Raw genomic sequence first — 23489 nt, forward strand, 5'->3', positions numbered from 1 at the left:
CACCCGGGAGAGTAAGTCGTTGCCACCCTTTATTATAGTCCTTGAGTCCTCAAAAAACTTAAGGACTTTTTTTATGCCCTTTATTTTTTTGAAAATATTTAAAGAGATTAAGCTATTTTTTGACTTTCAGTATAAAGCCCTCTCATTTCATCTTGCTTATTCCAGTATTCAACTCTTTGCATGTATGATACATTGATGGCGAAGAAGTTGTACTCCTCTTCTACAATCCCTCTAATTAGATAGATTGCTTTGCCTTTAAAATTATGTTTTTTGATACTATTTGGAAAATGAATGGTGTCTATCCAATCGCCATGTTTGTCCATGAATGTCCCAAAGTACATTCGTTCATTTTTTACTGTACGGGTATTTTTATAGGTCACTAGATAGCCAATTATTTGAACTAGATTTCCTTTATTTTGAGGGATAGACTTAGCCTTTATTGATTTTAAGTGTTGATCCTTGGGTAACAGAAACGGTGAGTGGAGTGGGAATTCATAAGCTTCGAGTTGGTATAGGAGCTCTTCTCTCCTGTTAGCAGATGCTAGATCGGGTAAAACTTTATCTTCAAAGGTGTCTTTCTTGAAAAGTGCGTGATGTTTGACTATTGGGTCTTGAGGGAAGCTCAATCTATAGTTTGATTCCCATAGGAGTTGCTCTTTGGTTTTGCCAGTGAATCTGAATGCATCTATTTTTATCATGATTTTAAGTTGATCTGGTTGAATCTCAATACGCTTCATGAAGTCATGGAGTGAGGTAAATGAGCCATTGATGTTCCTTTCATGTAGAATCTGCTTCTTAAGTTCATCTCGGATAAACTTCAGATGTGCAAAGCCTAAGTAGATAGTTTTGTCTATAAGAAGGGTGTAGTATTGACTAATATTGATGTCTACTGATTGGATTTGTGCTCCTAGTCTTTTGGCTTCGTGTATATAGAGTTCGGTGTGATAGAAGCCGCCAAAATTATTAATCACTGCAACCATAAACTCAAGAGGGTAGTAAGCTTTAAGATACAGGCTTTGGTAGCTCTCTATAGCAAAAGAGGCAGAGTGTCCTTTGGCAAATGAATATCCAGCAAAACTCTCAATCTGTCTCCATACTTCAGTCGTCTGCTCTAGTGGACGCTTTTTCTTAGCGGCATTTGAAAAGAAACTGTTTTTTACACGCTCAAATTCTTCTCGTGATCTAAATTTACCACTCATACCTCTGCGCAGGATATCTGCAGCGTCTGGATCTATTCCTGCAAAGTGATGCGCTACTTTGATCACATCTTCTTGGTATACCATGACACCATAGGTATCTGGCATGAGTTCCCACATGATATCGTTTCCTTTAATGCCTGTTTTTTTGAATTCGCGATGTCGACTGATGTACTCTCTCATCATTCCAGATCTAGCGACTCCTGGTCTAATGATCGAGCTAGCAGCAACTAAGCCAAGGTAGCTGTCGTCTTGAAGTTTACTCAGGAGCATGCGCATGGCAGGAGATTCTACATAGAAGCAGCCGATTGTTTTTCCCTCTCTGAGAAGTTCTTTTATCTTTTCATCTTGTTTGAATCGATCTACATCATTGATGTCTATTTCAATATTTCGATTCTTCTGGATGATATCTAGTGATTCTTTGATATGGCCTAATCCGCGCTGACTTAAGATGTCAAACTTGTGTAGGTTGATCTCATCTGCCGTGATCATGTCAAAGTTAGATATAGGGAAACCCTTAGGAGGATAGTCCAATGCAGTATAATCATAAATGGGGTCTTCGGATATCAAAATACCTCCTGCGTGGATGCTCAGATGACTTGGCAGATCGGTGATGAACTGTGCATATTTGGCTACTGTGGTACTGATCTGATCAGGGAGTGGTTGGTTATCTTTATGTAGCTGAATGATATTCTCTATGTCCTCTTTGGGTAGACCAAATACTTTGGCTAACTCCCGAAAGGAAGAATTGGTCTGGAAAGTATTGTGCGTAGCCAGTAAGCATACATGCTGACTATGTGGGCTATTATACTTTTGAAAAATATATGAGATGACTTCATCTCGGTCTTTCCATGAAAAGTCAATGTCAAAATCTGGCGGACTATCTCGGAATAAGTTGATAAAACGCTCGAAGTATAGATCAAGCTCGATGGGATCCACATTGGTGATTTCTAGGCAGTATGCTATGACACTATTGGCACCGCTACCGCGTCCTACATGGTAAAATCCCCTGCTTTTGGCATATCGGACTATGTCGTAATTTATCAGGAAATAGGCGACAAAGTTTTTCTTAATGATCAGATCAAATTCTTTCTCTATTCTCTCACGTACTATGGGAGTGATGACCTTGTACCTTTTGAGTGCGCCTGCCTCTGTGAGCATTCTGAGTTGACTGACGTCTTCTTTTTCAGAGGCTGTGAAGTACTTCTTGTTTTTGAGTCCTTTGAAGTAAAATGAAAAATGGCATTGTTCTATGAGCTGCTGCGCATTAGTGAGTAAAAAGTGGTATTGGTCATATTTTTTGATCAGCTCTGGATAGCTCAGAAATTGATCAGAGATCTGTCCCTGATCCATTTTGTTAAGTTGGCTGAGTAGAATATTTCCATCGATGCATCTGAGTAGTCTGTGGGCATTGAAGTCCAGCTGGGAGGTAAAAGTGACTGGATGTAAGAGTACTAGTTTGTGCGTGTGGTGTTTCCACTGGGAGCGGTGTAGGTGATTGAGGTCTTTGAAGCTTACTCCAATATATTCATTTTCTCTGAGGTGAAATACGCTTTCAGAAAAGGGGTATATAATGAATGTGTCTTCCATCTCTGGCGCTCTATTAGGCACAGCTTGCTTGGTTTGATTGAGTAAGGAAAGGTGTTTGTTGAGTTGATGATATCCTCTAGGAGACTTGGCTATGCCGATATATTTTTGCTGTGAGCCATTTCTAAAATCTATACCGATGACAGGATGAATACCTGCAGCATAGGCTGCTTTGATGAAGGGGTATACGCCAGCGGTGCAGTTGATGTCGGTGAGTACTAGGGCATCTATTTTCTTTTTGACAGCTTCGTTGATGAGCTGTGGGATGCTCATGACACCATACTTGAAGCTAAACTGGCTATGACAATTGAGATACATATTGATTAAGCGCTTATTCCGTTGAATGGGTTGAAGTTTTTGCGAGGGATATGCATGCTTATAGCTCTGCAGATGGTTTTGTCACCATACTTTCCGTTGAGTTTATCCATAGCTTGATAAAGCCGTATCTGCTCTACAGTGTCTTCAAAGAGATTGATTTGGTAGTTGCCATGTGTCAAGCTACTAAATCTGACCCCGATGAGTCTGATGAGTAGTCGTCTGTTATGCAACTTGCGAAAGAGGTCTTTGACCACTGAAATGATAGTATGATCTGCCGATGAGAAGCCGATGCTACGCTGCTGACTATGTGTGCTAAAATCAGCATATTTGATCTTGACACTGATACATGAGGTGAGTAGGTTTTCTCTACGGAGTTTGCTAGTGAGCTGCTCGGTCATGGCTACAAGTACTGATTCTAGTAGCTTGATGTCGATGGTGTCTTGCTCGAAAGTTTCTTCTGTAGAGAGTGATTTTCGTTCTGTATATGGGACTACAGGACTGTCATCTATACCGTTGGCTCTTTCCCACATCATCAAACCATTTTTACCAAAGGCACTTTTCATCAAGTCGGGCTGTAGGTTTTGCATGGTATGGATGATTCTCACGCCCATGACATAGAGTGTATCAGCTGTTTTGGGTCCTATCATCGGGATTTTATCGACAGGAAGTGGTGCTAGAAATGTTTTTTCAGTGCCATAGGGTACATACCGTTCATTATTTGGCTTGGCTAGTCCTGTAGCGATCTTAGATACTGTTTTGTTTGCTGAGAGTCCCATGGATATGGGTAAACCACTTTCTTTGATGATACGCTGACGGAGTTCTTGGGCCATCTTCATGCTGCCAAAGAACTTGTCCATCCCGCTATAGTCTATGTAGAATTCATCAATGGATGACTTTTCAAAAAGAGGTACTTGCTCTGAGATGATCTGGGTGATTTCTTCAGACTTTTTAGCGTATTTATCAAAATCACCTCTGACAGAAACTAGCTGTGGACAGAGCTGTGAAGCCATACGCATAGACATAGCAGAGTGCACGCCAAATGCTCTGGCCTCATAACTGCAAGAGGCAACTACTCCTCGATCTCCTGTTCCTCCTATCGCTAGTGGCTTGCCTATGAGGGAGCGATCATGTAGTCGCTCCACAGACACGAAAAATGAATCCATGTCCATATGTACTATACTTCTCCCCTCTGCCATCTTTTTATTTGTTTATTATATTTACAAATATATGATAAAATAATTAACACAAATCTATAACTTTGGTTTTGAAAAGAAAAAGCTTTTTGTCAGTTGTTGACTCATATATATTTGCCATATGACCATGATACATGCTAATCTCAAGATCCTCAGAAAGCAAAAAGGCATCACACAAGCAGCTATAGCTGAGGCCGTGGGGGTGAGTCGCTCACAGTGGGCGGGCTATGAGCTGAATATCAATCCTCCCTTAGAGGTATTGGTGCGGATTTCGGACTTTCTCACGGTGTCTATTGATACACTAGTGCGAATAGATCTGAGTAAGTTTTCAGAGACTAGATTAGCAAGTATGCTCGATGATCAGTCGAAGATCAGTGGTGAACATATTAGAGTTTTAGCCACTACAGTAGATCATAGAGGGCATGAACAAATTGAGATGGTGCCTGTCAGAGCTAAGGCCAGCTATTTGGCGGGATTCGCTGATCCTGAGTATATCAGTGAGCTTCCTAGGTTGAGTATTCCGTTTTTACCCCAAGGAAAGAAATATCGAGTCTTTCAGGTAGATGGAGACTCTATGCTACCTATACCAGATGGCGCCTATATCGTGTGTGAGTATGTCGAAAACTGGCAGAGTATACAGGATGGAGAAAAGTATGTCATCATCGCGGCTAATGAGGGGATCACGTTTAAGATTGCATATAATCACATCAAGTCAAAAGAAGAGATTCTTCTGTGTTCCTCTAACCCGATTTTTGCGCCCTTTGTCGTGCCTATTCGATCAGTGTCTGAGGTATGGAAGTATAAGTTGGTGATGGCTGAGCATCTGGGATAATTGATTACTCACCTTCCTATATATAAATGGAGAGGTGAGTATTGTTTATCCTATATCAGTTCGCTTAGTGCCTGCATAGAGTTCGTATTTGAGCAGCCTACAGTCGATAGTACCGTTGAAAAACTCTATCCTGCGACTCGCTTTTAGACCTATTTTTTTAGCCAAATCCAGATTTCCTGTAAATATGGCACCTGTATAGCCTGCACATTTTTGCTTCATAAAATCCCCGATAGCCTTATAAGTAATCTCCAGCTCCTCGGTCTCTCCAAGTCGCTCTCCATACTCAGGGTTCATGAAGAGGATGCCTGCCTGTCCCTCAGGGATCTGTGTCTCGCTGAAGTCACAAACCTCGAAAGTGATCAAGTGATCTACACCTGCTACGAGTGCATTTTTCTCAGCATTTTCTACTGCTAGCGGATCGATATCAGAAGCGATGATGACAGGGCAGTTCTCCTCATTGATTTGCTTTCTGATGCGTTCTTTTTCTTTATAAAAAATCTCCTCATCATATCCGATCAAATGCATAAAAGCATAGTTGGATCGGTATAAGCCAGGGACTCTGATAGAAGCCAGCATGGCTGCTTCGATCGCCAGTGTACCTGATCCGCACATGGGATTGATGAAGGGAGACTTCATATCCCATCCTGATGCCATGACAGTAGCTGCGGCAAGTGCTTCTAGCATAGGGGCTTTGCCAGGGATCTTTCTGTAGCCATGCTTAGCGAGTGTTTCGCCTGACGTATCTAGGAAAAGTTCGGCAAAGTCATCCTTCCAGTATAAATGGATGACAGCTCCCAAGAGCTCAGATCCAGAGTCGGGTCTGCTACCAGTCTTGTCTCTAAAGTAGTCAGCTATGGCATCTTTGACTTTGACATTGACAAATAGCTCGTTGTTGATGCTGGGATGGTTGACATTAGAGGTTACAGAGAAGTAGCCATCTTCAGCGATGAGTTGTTCCCAAGAGATTTTCTTGAGGTCTTTGTATAGATCTTCTGGGCCATTGAGGCGAAGGGTTTTGATCGAATAGAGTACTTGACTAGCACATCTCAAGTTTAGGTTGAGTTTGATACAGTCGGTGACAGTTCCAGAGAGTTCTACTCCTGTAGGAAATACTCTCGTAGGAGTGAAGCCAAGTGCTAGGACTTCTTGCTCTAGAGATGGAGCTAGCCACCTATTGCAGGTGATGATGATTTTAGCTGCTTTTTCAAATACTTTCATAGGAGGCAAAGCTAAGAAATAATGCGGAGATGCTTGGCTTTTATGTGCTTTAGGGGAACAATTCACTCAATAAAGAGCTTGATATAAAGGATACTTTTTAAAAACAAATGAAGCAAATAGGCATTATTGGGCTAGGTTGGTATGGATTACCACTGGCAAAGCATTTATCACAAAATGGCTACGAGGTAAAAGGAACTGTCACTAGTGCAGAAAAACAAACACAACTTTTGGCTGATGGTATAGAGACTGTTTTACTCAAGATGGTCCCACATCCAGAAGGAGTAGCTTTTCATAGTGTATTTCAGTGTGAGACGATTATCATTAATATTCCTCCGAGATCGAGAACGGCTACGGAGACTTTCTATCCAGAGCAGATGAAGTACTTGAGGCAGTTGCTTGAAAATGGTCAGGCGAAGCATGTCATTTTTGTATCGGCTACTTCGGTCTATCCAGATGCGGGTCAGGTGGCTACAGAATCAGATCCGCTTTCGCTGGATAATACTGGTAATGAGCCCATGCTACAAGCTGAGCAGATCATCTCTTCCAGTGAAAGCTATCAGACGACTATCTTAAGATTTGGAGGCTTACTTGGCTATGATCGCATTCCTGGGAAGTATTTTGCTGGCAAGGAAGTGCAAAATACTCACCTCAAGGTCAATTACATTCATAGAGATGACGCTGTGGCTTTTACAGAGTGGGTTATCAAGCACAACTACTGGGCTGAGGTAGTGAACGTAGTATCTCCTCTCACACGCACACGTGCAGAAGTCTATCTACACAATGCGACTAATTTTGATTTTGCTGCTCCTATCATCAAATCAGGAGGCAATGAGTTAGGTAAATATATCTCTCCTGAAAAAATAAAATTATTGGATAATTTCCAATTTAAGTATCCAGATCCACTGCACTTTTATTTTGAACCAAAGAATTAATCGAATATAGATTACTGGTTTATCTTTTGTAAAACTTAGTTAATATATAATTGATAAAAGCTATCAATGATTCTGTTCTTATTTTATTAGGATTTCTGTTTGGTAATTAATTCAATATCAAATGAATTTGCTTAAACGGTTATACAATTTTCAATAATGTTAAGACTTTGTTAAATTTGACTTCCAAATAACACCTCAACACATAATGGATAAATACTCATATATCTCAAATGCTCATGGAGCTTATATAGACGAGCTCTACAAGTCGTACAAGGCTGATGCAGGCTCAGTAGACGAGACTTGGCAGAAGTTTTTCGATGGATTCGACTTTGCTATCGCTCAGTATGGAGAGGGTGGTGCACCAGTTTCTAATGGCTCGGTCAATGGTACTGTGTCAGATATAGGTGATCTGCCTAAAGAGATCAAAGTCAGAGCGCTGATTCATGCTTACAGAAGCAGGGGTCATCTAAAGTCTAAGACTAACCCTGTCAGAGAGAGAAGAGATAGAAGAGCTTTATTGGATATTTCAGACTTTGGTTTGTCAGAGGCAGATCTCAAGAGTGAATTTGAAGCGGGAAATGAGATCGGTATTGGCAAAGCTAGTTTGCAGAAAATCATAGATTCTCTTAAATACATTTATGAAGGTTCCATTGGCTTTGAGTATCTCTACATCAGAGAGCCTGAGATCTTGGATTGGTATAAAGAAAAAGTGGAGAAAGATTCACTTGCTTTCAAGCCAAGTACTGAGGGTAAAAAGAGGATATTATCTAAATTGAATGAAGCGGTAGTTTTTGAAAACTTCCTTCACACAAAATATTTGGGTCAGAAGCGCTTCTCGCTTGAGGGTGGAGAGAGTACGATCCCAGCACTTGATGCGATGATCAATAAAGGCGCAGAACTAGGCGTCAAAGAGGTGATGATCGGTATGGCTCACAGAGGTCGTCTAAACGTCTTGGCCAATATCATGGGTAAGACCTATGAGCAAATCTTCAATGAATTTGAGGGAACTGCCATCCCTGACTTGACTATGGGTGATGGAGATGTGAAGTATCACATGGGCTTCTCTAGTGAGGTTGAGACTCCTTCTGGCAATAAAGTGAATTTGAAGCTTGCTCCTAACCCTTCTCACTTGGAGGCAGTCAATCCTGTTGTTGAGGGATTTTTGAGAGCTAAGATGGATTCCCAGTATGATGGTGATGGCAAGAAAGTATTGCCTATCTTGATCCATGGTGATGCAGCTGTCGCAGGACAAGGTATCGTATATGAAGTCACGCAGTTTGCAGGCTTAAAAGGCTACAGAACGGGTGGTACGATCCACTTTGTGATCAACAACCAAGTTGGCTTCACCACTGATTTTGATGATGCGCGTACATCTATCTATTGTACAGATATCGCTAAGCTCATCGATGCACCAGTGATCCACGTCAATGGTGATGATCCAGAGGCAGTAGTGTTTAGTGTCAATCTAGCGATAGAGTTTCGTCAGAAGTTTGGTAGAGATATTTTTATTGACATGGTCTGCTACAGAAGACACGGCCATAATGAGTCAGATGAGCCTAAGTTCACTCAGCCATCATTGTACAATGTCATCTCTAAGCATCCAAATCCAAGAGAGGTATATAATAAGAAGCTGATCGACCGTGGTGATGTAGATGCCAAGCTTGCTGATCAGATGGATAAAGAATTCAGAGGCTTGCTTCAGGATAGATTGAATATGGTGAAGCAGAAGCCACTTCCTTACAACTATCAGCCATTAGAAAAAGAGTGGCAGTCACTTAGAAGAGCTAAGCCTGAGGATTTTGAAAAATCTCCAGAGACAGCCATCAGTGAAGCTGCAATCAAAAAGGTATCAGAAGCTTTGACTTCTATTCCAAAAGGGTTTAAGCCGATCAAACAAATAGATGCACAGATCAAGCAGCGTAAAGACATGTTCTTTAATACTAAAGAACTTAACTGGGCTGCGGCAGAGCTTTTAGCTTATGGCTCACTTTTATTAGAGGGCAAAACGGTAAGAATGTCTGGTCAAGACTGTCAGCGTGGTACTTTTTCACATAGACATGCTGTGATCCACGATGCGAATACTAATGAACCATACAACTTCCTTCAGAATCTAAAAGATAGCAAAGGTCAGTTCTATATTTATAACTCACTCTTGTCAGAGTTTGGGGTGATGGGCTTTGAGTATGGCTATGCCATGGCTAATCCTAACGCCTTAACGATCTGGGAAGCACAGTTTGGTGACTTTGCCAATGGTGCTCAAGTGATGATCGATCAGTTCATCTCTTCTGGAGAGTCTAAGTGGCAGCGTATGAACGGCATGGTGCTTCTGCTCCCACATGGCTATGAAGGTCAGGGTCCTGAGCACTCTAATGCCCGCCCAGAGCGATTCCTACAGCTATCTGCTGAGTATAATATGGTCGTGGCTAATATCACGGAGCCATCTAACTTCTTTCACTTACTGAGAAGACAGCTTACTTGGGAGTTTAGAAAACCATGTGTTGTGATGTCACCAAAGTCACTTTTGAGACATCCTAAGGTAGTTTCTCCAATGGAAGAGTTTACTAAAGGAGGCTTTAGAGAAGTGATTGGAGATACTTATGCTGATGCCAAGAAAGTAAAAAGAGTATTGCTTTGCTCAGGTAAAATCTACTATGACTTACAAGAAGAGCAAGAGAAGAATAAGCGTAAAGATGTTGCGATTGTAAGAGTGGAGCAATTGCATCCATTCCCTAAAACTCAGATCGAAGCTGAATTAAAGAAGTATAAAGGTGCTGAAGTCTATTGGGTACAAGAGGAGCCTGAGAACATGGGCTACTGGAGCTACATAGCGAGGGTATTTAGGTCTCAAGCGATGGATGTGATCTCTAGAAAAGCGAGTGCCTCTCCAGCTACAGGATATGGAAAGATGCACGCTAAAGAGCAAGAGGCTATTATCAATAAAGCATTTGATGTAAAGTAATTTCCCCTGAGACCATTCTAAGGGGTGGTCTGGGTTTCATTTTATAAATTCATGTAAAATAAACCTTGAGCAATAGCTCGGGGGTAAAAAGAAAAAATATGAGCTTAGAAATTAAAGTACCAACAGTAGGAGAATCGATCACAGAAGTTACGATCGGTCAGTGGTTTAAAAAAGATGGTGACCATGTAGAGATGGATGAGGTCATCTGTGAGTTAGAGTCAGACAAGGCTACTTTTGAACTCAACGCAGAAGCTGCAGGAACGCTTAAGATAATCGCAAAAGAAGGAGATACGCTAGAAATAGGTGCTGTCATCTGTGAAATCGATGAGAGCGGCTCTACTGATAAGTCTGCAGATAAAAAATCTGAAGAAAAGTCATCAGAGACTAAGTCATCTTCAGAAAGTAAGTCTGATAAAAAATCAGGGGGCGCTACTGGAGAGGTCAAAGAAATGGTCGTGCCTACTGTGGGGGAATCTATCACAGAAGTGACATTAGCTACTTGGCTCAAGAATGATGGCGATATGGTAGAACTTGATGAGATCATCGCTGAGGTAGACTCTGACAAGGCTACTTTCGAACTTCCTGCTGAGGGTAGAGGTATCTTGAGACATGTGGCTCAGGAAGGTGACACCCTAGAGATAGGAGCAACTATCTGTAAAATTGAACTAGTAGAAGGTGATGCGCCTGCTGAGAGTAAGTCTAGCGCTAGCAGTGAGTCTGCGAGTGCTTCTTCTTCAAAGAATAGCAAGGACACCTATGCTTCAGGCCATGCCTCTCCAGCTGCTGCTAAGATTTTGGCAGAAAAAGGGATAGATCCTAAAGAAGTCAAAGGTACTGGTGTAGATGGTCGCATCACTAAGGAAGATGCTGAGTCAGCTCAGAAATCAGCTCCTAAGTCAGCCACTAAGGCTGAAAGTAAGTCAACGGAATCTTCAGCTCCTCAGGTGTCAGGTGATAGAAATCAGCGCAGAGAAAAGATGACTAGCCTGAGAAAGACCATCTCTAAGCGTCTTGTTTCTGTCAAAAATGAGACGGCTATGTTGACTACATTTAATGAAGTCAATATGAAGCCTATCATGGACTTGAGAGCTAAACACAAAGATGCTTTCAAAGAAAAGAATCAAGTAGGTCTTGGCTTTATGTCATTCTTTACAAAGGCAGTATGTGTAGCTCTCCAAGAGTGGCCTGCTGTCAATGCGTCTATCGATGGAGATGAGATTGTTTATAATGATTTCTGTGACATTTCTATTGCTGTGTCAGCTCCTAAAGGTCTGGTAGTTCCAGTGATTAGAAATGCAGAGAAGCTTTCATTTGTAGAGATTGAAAAAGAAGTTGTCAGACTGGCTACAAAAGCGAGAGACAATAAATTGACGATTGATGAGATGACTGGAGGTACATTCACATTGACCAATGGAGGTATCTTCGGTTCTATGATGTCTACACCGATCATCAATGCTCCTCAGTCTGCTATCCTAGGTATGCACAATATCGTGGAACGTCCTGTTGTGGAGAATGGTGAGATCGTGATCAGACCGATGATGTATCTAGCGCTTTCTTATGATCATAGGATTATCGATGGTAGAGAGTCAGTGAGCTTCCTAGTTCGTGTAAAGCAGCTATTAGAAGATCCATCTAGACTACTTTTGGGTGTTTAAGCCTATCTAAATCAATGTTTCAAACGCCTCTTTAAAGGCATAAAATATAGAATATTATGACATATGATGTAATCGTAATAGGTTCAGGACCTGGGGGATATGTAGCCGCCATCAGAGCTGCTCAGCTTGGGATGAAGACGGCTATTGTAGAGAAATATCCAACTCTAGGTGGTACTTGTCTCAATGTGGGCTGTATTCCCTCGAAGGCACTTTTGGACTCTTCAGAGCATTATCACAATGCGGCTCATACTTTTGAAACGCATGGGATCAATCTTAAGGATCTTAAAGTCAATTTGAAGCAAATGATCGCTCGTAAGGACGATGTGGTCAAGCAAAATGTGGATGGTATTCAGTTTTTGATGAAAAAGAATAAGATCGATGTACATCAAGGTCTTGGTTCTTTTGTTGATAAAAACACCATCAAAGTGACTAAGGACGATGGTAAGTCAGAAGAGATCACTGGTAAAAATATCATCATTGCAACAGGTTCTAAACCAGCTAATCTGCCATTTATTGAGCTAGATAAGGATCGTATCATCACTTCTACTGAGGCTTTGAAACTAAAGGAAATCCCTAAGCACATGATCGTGATCGGTGGTGGGGTGATCGGTATGGAGCTAGGCTCTGTCTATGGTCGTCTAGGTGCCAAAGTGTCTGTAGTAGAGTACATGGATGGTATCATCCCTACTATGGATAAGACAATGGGTAAAGAACTTCAGAAGTCACTAAAAAAACTTGGTTTTGATTTTTACCTCAAACACAAAGTCACAGGCGTCACTAAGAAGGGGAAAGAAGTGACTGTAGTGGCAGAAGATAGCAAAGGTGAGAAAGTAGAGATCAAAGGAGACTATGTATTGGTATCTATCGGTAGAAGACCCTACACAGACGGACTCAACGCTGAGGCTGCTGGAGTGAAACTCACTGAAAGAGGTCAAGTAGAAGTGAATGATCACCTACAAACTAATGTATCTAATATCTATGCGATAGGTGATGTGGTCAAGGGTGCAATGCTTGCTCACAAAGCTGAGGAAGAAGGTGTCTTCGTAGCAGAGACTATTGCTGGTCAGAAGCCACATATCAATTACCTATTGATCCCAGGCGTAGTATATACTTGGCCTGAGGTAGCTTCTGTAGGTTATACTGAGGAGCAACTCAAAGAGAAAGGCATTAAATACAAGGCAGGTAAGTTTCCGTTTATGGCTTCAGGTAGAGCTAGGGCGTCTATGGATACTGATGGTCTGGTCAAAGTATTGGCAGATGCTAGTACAGATGAGATACTTGGGGTACATATGATCGGTCCACGAACTGCAGATATGATCGCTGAGGCAGTAGTTGCTATGGAGTATAGAGCGTCTGCTGAAGATATCGCTCGTATGTCTCATGCACACCCTACTTATACGGAAGCTTTCAAGGAGGCATGCTTAGCTGCTACAGATAATAGAGCGCTACACGTATAATTAGATTTTGATAAGCACTTTAATAAAAATGCTACCTATTATGAGGTAGCATTTTTTGTTAATACACTTTATGAAAAGTTTATTTTGCGGCTACAGCTTCTATCTCTATGAGTAGGTCTGGATTAGCCAATTTGTAAACACCTATAGTAGAGCGTGCTACTTTGTTAGGATTTTCTTCATTATTGAAGTAGCGACTGTAGACATCAAACCATGTTTGCCAGTCTATATTTCCTTCGGAATCGGGCGCTAAGTAGACTGTCAAGAAGATGACATCTTCTAAGTCAAAGTCTTTTTCAGCAAGTGTGGTTTTAATACGCTCTAGCGTGCTGATGGCTTGCTCTTCTAAGTTGCCATAGCGAGCTGGATCTCCTACCGCTGCTGTTGTATCTTTTACAGAAGCTACTAATCCACTGGTATAAAATAGTTCCTTATCTGTAGGAATGTATACACCTCTTAATATAGAGGAGCTTGGATTGTCAATTCTTTCTACTTCTGCAGTTGTTTTTTTATCTCCGAGTTTGTTGTGTTCGTACTTAAGTGAACATGCAGAAAATAATAAAGCGGAGATGGCTAAAAGTGTAATGTTTTTCATTTTTGATAGATTAGATGAAGTAAATTAAAAAGGGAGGATGTTCTTCCTCCCCTTTTAGGTAAATTAATTTCCAGTGTAGTCGTCCCAGTTTAGTTCAGACTGTGGATGAGGAAATTGTCTAAAGATAACACCATTGTCGTAGCTAGTTGGGATATCGGAAAGTCTATTATACCTTCTAGCATCTATCCATCTATGACCCCAAGGCTCAGCCCAAAGAGAGTATCTTCTTTGGAATAGAATCTCATCTATTAAGGCCTCTTGGCTAACGGTGCCAGTATAGTCCCCTAATCCTGCGGCATTTCTGATCACATTGATTGCTTCAACTGATTCAGTAAATTGATTTAATCTTGCATGTGCTTCTGCCTTGATTAGGATCAACTCTTCGTTTCTAATGAAAGGTATGGCCTCCGTGTTTGCTCCCCATCTATTGTCTTGGTGTGTAGCTGTAAGTGTACCACCATCTGAAGAAATTGTTACTGCTTCATCTCTTTCGAAGAATTTTTCAGCTACACGAGTGTCACCAGGAAGCGCATCATCTAGCATAGATGGATGTACTACGATGATTGTGTTTGTCGCAGCATTTCTTGGATAGAATAATGGGTTAAATGCATCTGGTGGAGCGCCATATGGGTGACTTGGGCCAGCATTGAGGTCACCATCTAAATCCATGAATGACTCATCTAATGCATCCAATGCATCCTGCCATTGCTCTCTATAGATAGAGATTCTAGCTGCAATGGCCCTATTGACTTGTCTCAAGGCAGCATTAGTTGTAAAACCAGTAAAGCCAGGAGTTAATCTAAAAGGGAAATCCCCAGAGGCAGCAGCTAAGTCAGCTGCACCATCATCTAATATTCCCTTAGCATATGTCAGTGCTTCTTGATAAGATACATAAGGACCTGGATTAAGTGGATCGTCTACATCTATACGGATGCCATTGTCGTAGACAAAGTTAGCAGGGATCATAAACTGATATCCTTGTATCGTCTTGGCAAAACCTGATACGGCACCTCTATCAGCAGTAGTTAATACAGATGCGTTTTCAGCAGCTGAAATAAGTACAGAGGCTTGTTTGATAGCTTGATAAGGAGCTGCATATGAACCTCCACCAGTAGCGCCAAATCCAAAGTAGGAATTGTCTGGTACACGGCCATTTTGACCAAGCCAGTCTGTCTGGAATCTTGGGTCAGAGCCATTAAAATACCACACTTCTCTACCAAAGGTATTCCAAGCTTGACTGACATTGGTGACATAACCACGGTGGCGTGCCTCAAGACCAGTTATGAGAAATTGTATTTGTTCTCTAGAGGCGTTGTTACTGACACTTTCTACCGATGGGTTATTAGGGTCACTGATGTCATCTAGATCTAAAGGATTACAGGCCAGCACTGCTGCTGAAGCGAATAAGCCTATGAGTAATTTATTGATGTTATTTTTCATGATTTTTTTCTTTAGGATCTATTAAAAATCAATGTTGATATGGAAGAATATCCTTCTTGGCGTTGGATAAGGGGCGATATCTACGTTATTAGCTAGTGCTGCAGCACCAAAAGTAGAAGTCTCTGGGTCGTATCCTTCATAATCTGTGATGAGTAGTAGATTATTTGCAGAGGCACCTACTCTGATTTTCTGTACTGCTCCATCAAATAGGCCAGAAGTGAAGCTATTAGGAAGTGTATAATACACACCCACTTCTCTTAGCTTAATGAAAGAGGCATCTTGTACCCATCTACCAGCATTGTTGTATGGGGCAGGTTCTCTTTGTCTTCCGTTTGGCACACCATCATTGTTGTCATCACCAAACCAGCCAGCAGTAGTACCACCGCCATCAGTGAGGAAGTTAGTTAAGTTGATGTTATCGCCACCTTTTTTCCAGTCAAACAACCAAGTAATATCTAGGTTCTTAGCAATATTGATAGAGTTGAACCAAGATAGGTTGAAGTCTGGCTGTGCGTCTCCCCAGATTGTAAATCCACCTGGCACGCTAGTATCTACTGGCGTTCCTACGATCGTTGTAGGGGCAAAACCTTCTGCGATCATGTATGTACCTAGTCCAGAACCAAAGGCGCCAGTTAAATAGGTAGGAATTCCGAGTCTAGTGATCAAAGCCTCATTTTTCCACCACATCACGCGAGAGAACCATCTCATTTTGGCATTGTCTACTATGACAGCCGAAAGGGCAAGTTCGATACCTTTGTTTTCTAATTCAGCTTCATTGCTAGGTGTTGTATTAACGCCTGTTGCAGGTGATAAATTAAGGTTTTGGATGTTATTTTGCGTAGTCTTGATATAGTATGTAGCTTCTAAATTGATTCTATTATTTAGGAAGCCTGCATCGATACCGAATTCCAATTCTTGAGCAGTTTCGGGTAAGATGGATGTATTTCCTATAGCAGTAGAGACTACAGATCCTAAAAGTCCACCAACATTAGCTCCACCAAGTGGTGTAAATGTAGCTCCAAAACCTACGGGGCCAGCAGTTTCGCCATAGGCAATTCTAGGCTTCAATTGTGACACGGCTCCCACATTCCAAAAGTCAAAATTTGCAACGTTAACTGCTAATGATGCTCTAGGGAATGCATAGAATTGGTTATTATCTCCATTCAAGGTAGACTTATCCCATCTAATACCTACTGTACCGATGATTTTATCATCATAGTTGGCTTCTTGTTGTACGAATACACCAGCTTCTTGTACTTCAGAGAAGAATTGCTGATCGATAGATTGGATGGTCGCTTGTTGTATATTTCGCTGACCAGGAGCAAGTCCTCTACCTCTATTGAATAGACCATTATTATTGAAGTCTAGTCTTACAAGACCAGCTGTGGAGTTCATATTTACTTGACCAATATTCCAGTTGTAAATAAATGCTGCTTGTAAGTTTGTATTAAAACTTTCTTGCTTGCCCCAAATCACATCACCAGGGTTAGCCGAGGCTCTCTGAGACTGCAAAAACTCAGGAAGGTAGATGAGTGTGGTATTTTGAAGGAAATCAAGACCCCCATTTAATTGAAACTTAAGGAATGAGGTATTGCTTTTATAAAGATCAACATCAAGAGTAAATGATTGGATGAATCTATTGACCAATGAGTTGTTGACGGCATTGTCTGTCAAAGCAATAGGGTTTTCTGCAAAATATGGGTTATTTGGATAGATTCCCTGCTCATTTGGTCTTAAGTCAAAATAGTTAGGCGTGTAAGCTATGGTATAACCAATACTGGCACCAGTATTATTTTGGTTACCTGTGAAACCTCTGTCAGAGCTAGACCTTACATAGTTAGAGCTGACACCTAATCTGATACTGTTAGAGATTTTTTGGTCTATATTGGCTCTGATGGTATATCTTTCAAAACCAGTGTTTTTTACCGTACCGTCTTCATTCGTTACCCCTGCAGACACGAAGAATTTGGTGTTATCATTTCCACCATTGATCGATAGTCGGGTATTTGTAAGCAAGGCAGTATTGTTGTAAAAATAATCCTCATAGTCAATGAAGTTGCCGTTAGCAGCTGCAAAACGATCTCTTTCTAAAAGTCTTCTTGTATTATTTGAGGCATAGAATACATCGATCTTTTCATTGCTCCAGCCATCTACTCCTAGAAGTCTAAGTGGTTGGGCAAATCCGATGTCTTGTGCAAGTGATACATTCGTTCTTCCAGAAGCACCTCGCTTGGTCGTGATGATCACTACACCTGCATTAGCTCGTGTACCGTAAATAGCGGCAGCAGATGGACCTTTGAGTACTTCTATAGACTCAATGTCAGCAGGGTTGATATCTGCAAGCCTGTTAGAACCATCATCTTGATTGGAAGCTCCAGCACCACTGGCAGAAGCTCTACCTGTTCTTTGGAAGGAGTTGTTGATATATACTCCATCTAGGATAATCAATGGCTGAGAGGCTCCTTGTAAGCTAGATAGACCTCTGAGTTGGATTGATAGACCTCCACCTGGAGCACCACCATTTGAACGGATATTGGCACCAGCTACTTTACCGTATAATGCACCATCTGTCGTTTGGATTGTGGTAGTTCCTGTAAGCTCTCTAGCGGATACAGATGATACTGAATTGGCTAGGTTACTTCTTTTGACTGAAGAGGCAAGACCTGTTACAACTACCTCTTCGAGGTTTGTAATGTCTTCTCTCAGAGCTACATTTAAGTTTGTATTGCTATTTGGGCCAACTTGAAAAGTTTGGCTTGTGTAACCTAAAAAGGCTACTACAATAGTTGCATTGTTATTATTTGGAACTTCTAAGGAGAATCGGCCATCATCATCAGTGATAGTTCCAAGTGTTGTTCCTCTAATTCCGACATTTACTCCGAATAGTGGCTGAGAATTACCTGCATCGGTAACTCTACCTGTCACTACATACTGAGCAAATGTCCATCCCGTACTTCCTATTATGAGTAGGCATACGAGGCTCATTTTGAAAATGTGCTTCATGGTGTTTGGATTTAAATGATACATCTAAGGTTTTATTTTAAAAACCTGTAAAATTTAGATAATAAATATGGTGTATCAAACAATATGAAGCTAAAAAATCAGGGCATAAAAAAACCACGTTAACAAAACGTGGTTTTTCAAACAATAAACCCAAAATCCACTATGGATTACCTTTTAATTGAGGCAGCTTTGATACATTCTCTTTCTACTTCTTCGAAAGTTCTGATCGCTTCCTCAAATTTATTCATGTATAGTTGCACACTTTTAAGATCTACGCTCTTTATAATTGGTGCTGCTGTGACTGTTTTGAAATTTAACATACCCCGAAAAAGTTTAAGTTTTTACTTTCTTAGCAAAGTATGTGCCATTTTGACTTTTCAAGGTAGCTATTAATAAAAAACACCCTCCAGCAAGCCGAAGGGTGAAAAATAAGGGTGAAGGACGGGGTTCGAACCCGCGACCTCTGGATCCACAAACCAGCGCTCTAACCAGCTGAGCTACAATCACCATTTAATTGGAGTGCAAATGTAGCTTTAAAGTGTGTTCAAGTCAATGAAATTTGATAAAAAATATCACCTTTCAAAACGTAATCTTGCACCTTGCTGATTTTCATCAAATTGGCCTTCTGCATAAGCAAGATGTCCGCTGACGATCGTGTGAGTTACTTTAGATTTGAACACTTGTCCTTCGAATGGAGACCAGCCGCATTTGGATAATACATTCTCTCTGCTCACCTCCCATGGACTGTCTAGGTCTACTAAAGTCAGGTCTGCATGGTAGCCAAGTCTGATGAATCCACGTTTTTCCACCTGATAGATGGTGGCTACATCATGAGACATTTTTTGGGCGATCATTTCTAAGCTGATTTTCCCTTGGTGGTGGAGTTCTAGCATCGCTACGAGCGCATGCTGTACGAGTGGCCCACCAGAAGGAGCTTTGAAGTAAGTGTTGTCTTTTTCGGCTAGAGTGTGTGGGGCATGGTCTGTCGCGATGACATCTATGGTGCCGTCTTTGACAGCGGCTAGGATGGCATCTCTATCACTGGCTTTTTTGATCGCTGGGTTCCATTTGATCAAGGTTCCTTTGGTCTCATAGTCTTCCTCAGAAAACCACATGTGGTGGATGCAAGCCTCTGCGGTAATGCGTTTTTCTGTGAGGGGTAGTCTATTGCTGAAGAGGCTCAGTTCTTTGGCTGTACTGATGTGTAGTACGTGCAGTCTTGTGCCATACTTTGATGCGAGGTCTACTACAAACTTAGAAGCAGCATAACAGGCTTCCTCTGATCGAATATGCGGGTGGTATTTGATTGGGATGTCCTCTCCAAACTGTGTTTTGTACTGCTCGGCATTGGCAGCTATGATGTGGTCGTTTTCACTGTGGATGGCGATGAGGTGCTTACACTCTTTGAATATTTTTTCTAAGGCTTGCTCATTGTCCACTAGCAGATTACCTGTTGAAGAACCTTGGAAGATTTTGACTCCACAGACTTTTTGAGGGTCTAGCTTCTTTATCTCGTCCAAGTTGTCATTGGTGGCACCTAGATAAAAAGAGTAGTTGGCTAGAGAACGCTTGGCTGCGATGGCATATTTCTCTTCGAGTAGTTCTATGGTAGTAGTGGAGGGAGTGGTATTGGGCATCTCCATGTAGGAAGTGATGCCTCCTGCTACAGCAGCTTTGGCTTCGGTATAAATCTCTGCTTTATGGGTAAGTCCTGGTTCTCTGAAGTGTACTTGATCATCTATCACTCCTGGGAATAAATATTTCCCCGTAGCATCTATATGGGTATCAGCCTCTTCTTTAGGGATGTTTTTGGCTATTTTAAAGATCAATCCATTTTTTACCAACACATCAGCTGAAGATACTTGGCCTTCATTTACTATATTTGCATTGGCAATTAAAATACTCTTCATAAAGCTTCATTTTAGTTTTCCTAAAATTAGTGAAATAAGACTTTTTCACGAAACTTTCTCAAATTCCCTTTTTACCATGGCGACTCCAATAGAAAAATTTTCAGACTTTAAGATCAATAAGCAACTCCTCAATGCGGTAGAGGATTTGGGCTATGACCAGCCTACCCCTATTCAGCAGAAGGCTATTCCTTTGATCTTGGCGGGTCATGATCTGCTTGGGATAGCACAGACAGGGACTGGGAAGACGGCTGCTTTTGTGCTGCCTATCTTGATGAAAGCTAAATATGCACAGGGAACAGAGCCAAGAGTGCTGATCCTAGCGCCTACAAGGGAGCTTGTGATGCAGATAGAAGAAAATATTCGTGAGTTGGGTAAGTACACGGATCTCCGCTATGTGAGCTTGTATGGAGGATTAGGGCCTAAGACACAAATAGAGATCTTGGAAGCTGGGGTAGATATCATCATTTCTACTACTGGGAGGTTTTTAGACTTGTATAGAAAAGGTAAAATACCTGTAAAAGCTATCCGAACCATGGTGCTGGATGAGGCGGATAAGATGATGGATATGGGCTTTTTGCATCAGATCAAATCTATCTTAGAGATCATTCCTACTAAGCGTCAAAACTTGCTTTTCAGTGCTACTTTTCATGAGAAAGTGGAGAAGTTGAGTGAGGAGTTTTTGGAGTTTCCAGAGAAAGTAGAGATCGCTCCTCAGGCTACTACTACAGACACCATCGAACAAAGTCTCTATATGGTGCCTAACTTCAAGACTAAGGTAAATGTATTGATGCATTTGCTGGAAGATGAGCAAGCATTTAATCGGGTGATCGTCTTTGTCAAGACTAGAAAAGTAGCTGAGAGTCTCTTTAAATACTTAGTCAGAAAGCTGCCTGAAGATCAAGTGAAGGTGATCCATGCAAATAAGGGTCAAAATACTCGGATCAATTCAATGGAGGCATTTAAGGAAGGCAATGTACGCTTGCTAGTGGCTACCGATGTAGCTGCTAGAGGATTGGATGTGTCTATGGTCAGTCATGTGATCAACTTTGATGTGCCACTGATCTATGAGGACTATGTGCACAGGGTAGGTCGTACAGGTAGGGCTAATCATGCAGGTACTGCGATCACTTTTGTCAATGATGCAGAGGCCTATCACCTAGGTCAGATTGAGCAGTTGATCCGAATGAAGATACCAGTGGTGGAGATCCCTGAGGCAGTCGTGATCGAGAAGACGCCATTTGATGAGCAACAGTTGATCTTAAGAGAGATCGATGATCAGAAGAAGAAGCTTGATCCTGATTTTAAGGGCGCTTTTCATGAGAAAAAGGCGAGAGAGTTTACTCCTTCTAAAAAGAATGCTAGGGGTACTGATCCAAATAGCCAAAAGAATAATAGAAGAGGTAATACGAAGCGAGGTAAGCCTATCAAAGGAGGGCAGAGTCCAACCGGCCGAAAGATTAAGAGAAGTAAGTAATTAGTAGCTATAAAAAAAGGGTCCCTATGTTTTGGAGACCCTTTTTTTATAGTGTTGTCTTTTGATTATCTCGCTGGACGTGTGTTTACTCTGTCTACTGGTGTTCTGTTTTCTCTATTGAGAAGATCCCAAGCTGTGAAGAAGACTAATTTTGTTCTCTTGTTGAGGAGGTCAAACTCGATCTTTTCAATGGTATCTGTTACTTTGTGGTAATCATCGTGTACACCGTTAAAGTAGAAGATCACAGGGATGTTGTTTTTAGCGAAATTGTAGTGGTCAGATCTGTAGTAGAATCTGTTGGTATCATTTTCGTCATCATATCTGTAGTCTAACTTCAAACCTACATAAGTAGCATTGGCATAGTCGCTGACGATCTTCAAGTGAGAAGATAGCATCTCAGAACCGATCACGTATATATAGTCTTGGTTTTCTTCGTTTTTGTAGTTGTTATCTACACGACCGATCATGTCTATGTTGAGGTTGTTGATCGTGTTTTCTAGAGGGAAAAGCGGGTTTTCTGAGTAATAGCTAGATCCCAAAAGTCCTTTTTCTTCTCCTGTTACATTGAGGAAAAGCACACTTCTTCTTGGTCTGTCACCTGCATCTGCTGCTTTTTTGAAAGCTTCAGCGATTTCCATCACAGCAGCTGTACCAGAAGCATCATCATCTGCTCCATTGAATACATCACCGTTTGGTGCTACACCGATGTGGTCATAGTGAGAAGAGATCACAAGTACTTCTTCTTTTTTGTCTGTTCCTTCTATGAAGCCTACTACGTTTTCAGTAGGGATGGCAGTTTTTACTTTTTCTGCCATGTAGGTCACATTCTTTGTTTTGAATGCACCACCTTTAGCTGCCATGAGTGTCTCAGCATCTGTACCAAATAAGCCAGCCATACCAGCAGGGCTTACTAAGAATACTGGGAACTGCTCAGTAGGCCTGTCAAAGCCTAGTCTGCCTCTTGAGTTGAAAGTTGCATAACGCTCTACAGTCGTCTTGAATCTGTCTTCTTCTCCAATATTGACTACTACTACACCGATCGCGCCTTTTTCTTTGGCTAGGTTAGCTTTTGTGTTGTAGTTAGCACCTACAGAAAGGATCGCTACAAGGTTGCCTTTTACATCAGCAGCATTGAATTCTTCTTCAGAACCATTGCCTACAAATACTAGCTTTGCTTTGGCGGCTTTCTTGATGTCTGCATCACCTGCCATGATCAGGTCTTGGTCGATTTTAAGAGTTGTCTTACCGCTCTTGATATATACATCACCCCAAGCAGTAGAAGTCAAGTCAAAACCTTGTAAGTAAGTACCGCTTTTAGTAGGGTCTACTAGGCCAAGGCTTTTGTAAAAATTAGCAATATACTCGGCAGCCATTCTCTGGCCTTTTTTACCAGTATCTCTACCTTCCATCTCATCAGATGAAAGCACTGCTATACGCTCATAAAGGTCTTCATTTGTGATCGAGTTGGCGTATTTTATCGCTGTTTTGTCCTGTGCTTGCGCACCACAAAAAATTAGCGTTGCTCCTAACGCCAATAGTCCATTTTTCAACTTCATAGGATATGATTTTTAATTTTTTCACTAACCTATAAAAAAAATCCTCATGCACCTACACCGTTAGTGGAAAAGCTTGCTTGGATGTAGATAAATACTGTGTTTGGTAAACTATTTTTTAGCACAATTAATTATACCTTTGTGGCATTAAATAGAATATAAACCCAACT

The 23489-nt window shown here is 41.4% G+C and carries 14 protein-coding genes and 1 tRNA gene; 6 read left to right on the forward strand and 9 right to left on the reverse strand.

What is annotated here, in order from left to right:
• Positions 1-107: 107 nt before the first annotated feature.
• Together I5349_RS10750 and dinB are read right to left on the reverse strand one after the other, a co-directional pair.
• Positions 108-3101, reverse strand: a complete 2994-nt coding sequence (locus I5349_RS10750; protein ID WP_226390778.1) for a DNA polymerase III subunit alpha — start codon at positions 3099-3101, stop codon at positions 108-110.
• Between the two features lie 5 nt (positions 3102-3106).
• A complete protein-coding gene (dinB, locus tag I5349_RS10755) occupies positions 3107-4297 on the reverse strand; it encodes a DNA polymerase IV (protein ID WP_226390779.1) in 1191 nt (396 codons plus the stop codon).
• A gap of 118 nt (positions 4298-4415) precedes the next feature.
• Here dinB and I5349_RS10760 point away from each other — a divergent pair, with 118 nt between their 5' ends.
• Positions 4416-5126, forward strand: a complete 711-nt coding sequence (locus I5349_RS10760) for an XRE family transcriptional regulator (RefSeq protein WP_226390780.1) — start codon at positions 4416-4418, stop codon at positions 5124-5126.
• Positions 5127-5171: 45 nt separating this feature from the next.
• Here the strand turns inward: I5349_RS10760 and I5349_RS10765 are convergent, their stop codons facing one another.
• Positions 5172-6344, reverse strand: a complete 1173-nt coding sequence (locus I5349_RS10765; protein WP_226390781.1) for a THUMP domain-containing class I SAM-dependent RNA methyltransferase — start codon at positions 6342-6344, stop codon at positions 5172-5174.
• 107 nt (positions 6345-6451) lie between these two features.
• On the opposite strand from I5349_RS10765, the gene I5349_RS10770 reads away from it, so the two are divergent.
• The 4 genes from I5349_RS10770 to lpdA all read left to right on the forward strand — a co-directional run bounded on the left by I5349_RS10770 (position 6452) and on the right by lpdA (position 13347).
• The gene (locus tag I5349_RS10770; protein WP_226390782.1) at positions 6452-7276 is read left to right on the forward strand and encodes an NAD(P)-binding domain-containing protein; all 825 of its coding nucleotides are present in this window, start codon (positions 6452-6454) and stop codon (positions 7274-7276) included.
• A gap of 205 nt (positions 7277-7481) precedes the next feature.
• On the forward strand, positions 7482-10235 hold the full coding sequence (locus tag I5349_RS10775; protein ID WP_226390783.1) for a 2-oxoglutarate dehydrogenase E1 component: 2754 nt from the start codon (positions 7482-7484) through the stop codon (positions 10233-10235).
• A gap of 98 nt (positions 10236-10333) precedes the next feature.
• Positions 10334-11890, forward strand: a complete 1557-nt coding sequence (gene odhB, locus I5349_RS10780) for a 2-oxoglutarate dehydrogenase complex dihydrolipoyllysine-residue succinyltransferase (RefSeq protein WP_226390784.1) — start codon at positions 10334-10336, stop codon at positions 11888-11890.
• 56 nt (positions 11891-11946) lie between these two features.
• Positions 11947-13347 carry a dihydrolipoyl dehydrogenase gene (gene lpdA, locus I5349_RS10785; RefSeq protein WP_226390785.1) on the forward strand — a complete coding sequence of 467 codons (1401 nt, stop codon included), beginning with the start codon at positions 11947-11949 and terminating at the stop codon, positions 13345-13347.
• A gap of 79 nt (positions 13348-13426) precedes the next feature.
• Here lpdA and I5349_RS10790 read toward each other — a convergent pair whose 3' ends face one another.
• The 5 genes from I5349_RS10790 to I5349_RS10810 form a co-directional block, all read right to left on the reverse strand.
• Positions 13427-13939, reverse strand: a complete 513-nt coding sequence (locus I5349_RS10790; RefSeq protein ID WP_226390786.1) for a RidA family protein — start codon at positions 13937-13939, stop codon at positions 13427-13429.
• Positions 13940-14002: 63 nt separating this feature from the next.
• Complete coding sequence (locus tag I5349_RS10795) at positions 14003-15379, reverse strand: RagB/SusD family nutrient uptake outer membrane protein (RefSeq protein ID WP_226390787.1); 1377 nt, start codon at positions 15377-15379, stop codon at positions 14003-14005.
• 21 nt (positions 15380-15400) lie between these two features.
• The gene (locus I5349_RS10800; RefSeq protein ID WP_226390788.1) at positions 15401-18382 is read right to left on the reverse strand and encodes a SusC/RagA family TonB-linked outer membrane protein; all 2982 of its coding nucleotides are present in this window, start codon (positions 18380-18382) and stop codon (positions 15401-15403) included.
• A 432-nt stretch (positions 18383-18814) separates the two neighbouring features.
• A tRNA-His gene (locus I5349_RS10805) sits at positions 18815-18890 on the reverse strand.
• Between the two features lie 64 nt (positions 18891-18954).
• On the reverse strand, positions 18955-20292 hold the full coding sequence (locus tag I5349_RS10810; RefSeq protein WP_226390789.1) for a dihydroorotase: 1338 nt from the start codon (positions 20290-20292) through the stop codon (positions 18955-18957).
• Positions 20293-20368: 76 nt separating this feature from the next.
• On the opposite strand from I5349_RS10810, the gene I5349_RS10815 reads away from it, so the two are divergent.
• Complete coding sequence (locus I5349_RS10815) at positions 20369-21766, forward strand: DEAD/DEAH box helicase (RefSeq protein ID WP_226390790.1); 1398 nt, start codon at positions 20369-20371, stop codon at positions 21764-21766.
• 65 nt (positions 21767-21831) lie between these two features.
• Here I5349_RS10815 and I5349_RS10820 read toward each other — a convergent pair whose 3' ends face one another.
• Positions 21832-23322 (reverse strand): M28 family peptidase, encoded by a 1491-nt coding sequence (locus I5349_RS10820; RefSeq protein ID WP_226390791.1) that lies wholly within the window; start codon positions 23320-23322, stop codon positions 21832-21834.
• Between the last annotated feature and the right edge of the window lie 167 nt (positions 23323-23489).

Source organism: Penaeicola halotolerans, assembly GCF_016464625.1.
Taxonomy (GTDB): Bacteria; Bacteroidota; Bacteroidia; order Cytophagales; family Cyclobacteriaceae; genus Penaeicola; species Penaeicola halotolerans.

Excerpts from the sequence above, each read along its gene's own strand:
- I5349_RS10815 (WP_226390790.1), top strand. The coding sequence starts at position 20,369 with ATGGCGACTCCAATAGAAAAATTTTCAGACTTTAAGATCAATAAGCAA.
- I5349_RS10810 (WP_226390789.1), bottom strand. The coding sequence starts at position 20,292 with ATGAAGAGTATTTTAATTGCCAATGCAAATATAGTAAATGAAGGCCAA.
- I5349_RS10795 (WP_226390787.1), bottom strand. The coding sequence starts at position 15,379 with ATGAAAAATAACATCAATAAATTACTCATAGGCTTATTCGCTTCAGCA.
- dinB (WP_226390779.1), bottom strand. The coding sequence starts at position 4,297 with ATGGCAGAGGGGAGAAGTATAGTACATATGGACATGGATTCATTTTTC.
- I5349_RS10775 (WP_226390783.1), top strand. The coding sequence starts at position 7,482 with ATGGATAAATACTCATATATCTCAAATGCTCATGGAGCTTATATAGAC.
- I5349_RS10800 (WP_226390788.1), bottom strand. The coding sequence starts at position 18,382 with ATGAAGCACATTTTCAAAATGAGCCTCGTATGCCTACTCATAATAGGA.
- I5349_RS10760 (WP_226390780.1), top strand. The coding sequence starts at position 4,416 with ATGACCATGATACATGCTAATCTCAAGATCCTCAGAAAGCAAAAAGGC.
- I5349_RS10750 (WP_226390778.1), bottom strand. The coding sequence starts at position 3,101 with ATGTATCTCAATTGTCATAGCCAGTTTAGCTTCAAGTATGGTGTCATG.
- I5349_RS10770 (WP_226390782.1), top strand. The coding sequence starts at position 6,452 with ATGAAGCAAATAGGCATTATTGGGCTAGGTTGGTATGGATTACCACTG.
- odhB (WP_226390784.1), top strand. The coding sequence starts at position 10,334 with ATGAGCTTAGAAATTAAAGTACCAACAGTAGGAGAATCGATCACAGAA.
- I5349_RS10790 (WP_226390786.1), bottom strand. The coding sequence starts at position 13,939 with ATGAAAAACATTACACTTTTAGCCATCTCCGCTTTATTATTTTCTGCA.
- lpdA (WP_226390785.1), top strand. The coding sequence starts at position 11,947 with ATGACATATGATGTAATCGTAATAGGTTCAGGACCTGGGGGATATGTA.
- I5349_RS10820 (WP_226390791.1), bottom strand. The coding sequence starts at position 23,322 with ATGAAGTTGAAAAATGGACTATTGGCGTTAGGAGCAACGCTAATTTTT.
- I5349_RS10765 (WP_226390781.1), bottom strand. The coding sequence starts at position 6,344 with ATGAAAGTATTTGAAAAAGCAGCTAAAATCATCATCACCTGCAATAGG.